This window comes from Propioniciclava sp. MC1683, from assembly GCF_014164675.1.
Taxonomy (GTDB): domain Bacteria; phylum Actinomycetota; class Actinomycetes; order Propionibacteriales; family Propionibacteriaceae; genus Propioniciclava.
In genome coordinates this window covers 1-1,641 of sequence record NZ_JACJFX010000089.1, presented here as the reverse complement: position 1 = coordinate 1,641, position 1,641 = coordinate 1, and the positions used below count along the sequence as shown (strand labels likewise).

The following is a 1,641-nucleotide window of genomic DNA, read 5'->3' as shown; positions in this document are numbered from 1 at the left end:
GCGGCATTTAGGTTAGAAGTAGCCCCCGCCGGCGGTCTGATCAGCGGCTGGGACACGGTGTGATCCCTTGACTTTGAGAGGTCTCCGGTGGGGGTGCTTCGATGGAGCGGTTTCCCTGTTCGGGAACTTGGAGCCCCCGTTTCGGGGGACTTCTACTTTGAGAATGTCTGGGCCTTGCCGGCTCCGATTCGAAGCACGACGGACTTTGAGAAAGCGAATCGAAGGGCATTGATTGTGGGGATGACGTTGGGGATTGATCTGGCCTGCCGGGCCGCGCACGTCGCATCGCTGGCCGGCCCGGACGGCACCCTGGTGTGGCGAGGGCGGAGCTTCTACACGAGGCCCGCTGATCTGGAGAAGCTGTGGCGCGACCTGGCCTGCGACGACCCGGCCGAGTTGACGGTGGTGATGGAACCCACCCGGAACGCGTGGATCCCGGTCGCCGCCTGGTTCCGGCGGCGCGGCGCCCGCGTGGTGCTCGTGCCGACGACCCAGTCGGCGGACCTGCGCGCCTACTACTCCAAGCACACAAAGAACGACCGCCTCGACTCGGCGATCCTGGCCCGCCTGCCCCTGCTCCACCCCGAAGGCTTGCGCGAGCATGTCGGCGACGGACCCGCCGACCCCCTGCGCCGGGTCGTGAAGCAACGCTCCTCGATCGCGAAACGACGCTCCGCGATCTTCAACCGCATCGACGCCCAACTCGAACTCCTCGGCCCCGCCTGGTATGACGCGCTCGGCTCCGACTACGGCAAGGCCGCCCTGCAGTTTCTGGCCCGCTACGCCGACCCGACCGCCGTGATCCGGCTCGGACAAGCACGTTTGACCGAGTTTCTGCGACGCCACTCCCGCGGCCACTGGCGCGAGGAGAAGGCCGCCGAGCTGGTGGCCGCCGCCAAGGAGACCCTCCAGTTGTGGGGCGCCGACGGCATGGACTACGCCGAACTGGCCGCCGACATCGCCGTCGAAGCCGAACAGGCCCAAGTCCTCACCATCCAGATGGCCGGCCTCGACCAGCGGATCGCCAGCCTGTACGCCGACGCTGACCCGGCCGGGATCATCCGCTCCGCGCCCGGCGTCGGCCCGGTCATCGCCGGCGTCATCGCCGGCCGGCTCGGCGACCCGCACCGGTTCACCAGCCTCGCCGCCGTCCGCTCCTACTCCGGGCTCGTCCCGAAGGTGAACCAATCCGGCACCACCGACCACACGACAGGGCTGACCAAGGCCGGCGACCAACTGCTCCGCGAAGCCCTGTGGATGGCCGCCGAACAGGCGCGCAAGCTCGACCCGCAGTTGGCCGCCAAGTACAAGCGGCTGATGATCGCCGAACGGCACCACGATTCGGCCGTGTGCCACATCGCCACCACCTTGCTGACCCGCATCGCGACCTGCTGGCGACACGGCGAGCCCTACCAGATCCGTGATGTGGACGGCACTCCGCTTACCCAGGATGAGGGCAAGCGAATTGTCCAGGAACACCACCAGGTCCCGAAGAAGAGCTCGAAGAAGCAGTACAAGAGGGCCACCGAACGCAAGGCAGGCCGGGAGCCTCAGGAGTCGCTGAGCGCTCCAACATCCCGACCTGCCACCACCAAGTCTAGGAGCCCTCAGGCAGCTTGACTTTCCTTAGGAACTCAAAGT

At 67.0% G+C, this 1,641-nt stretch carries 1 protein-coding gene; it reads left to right on the top strand.

The annotated features are described in order from the left end of the window. The first annotated feature begins 240 nt into the window (after positions 1-240). Complete coding sequence (locus H5397_RS17335) at positions 241-1,620, top strand: IS110 family transposase (protein WP_182818990.1); 1,380 nt, start codon at positions 241-243, stop codon at positions 1,618-1,620. The last annotated feature ends 21 nt before the right edge of the window (positions 1,621-1,641 follow it).

What these genes read in the sequence shown, in the direction of transcription:
- H5397_RS17335 (WP_182818990.1), top strand. Translation starts at nt 241, where the DNA reads ATGACGTTGGGGATTGATCTGGCCTGCCGGGCCGCGCACGTCGCATCG.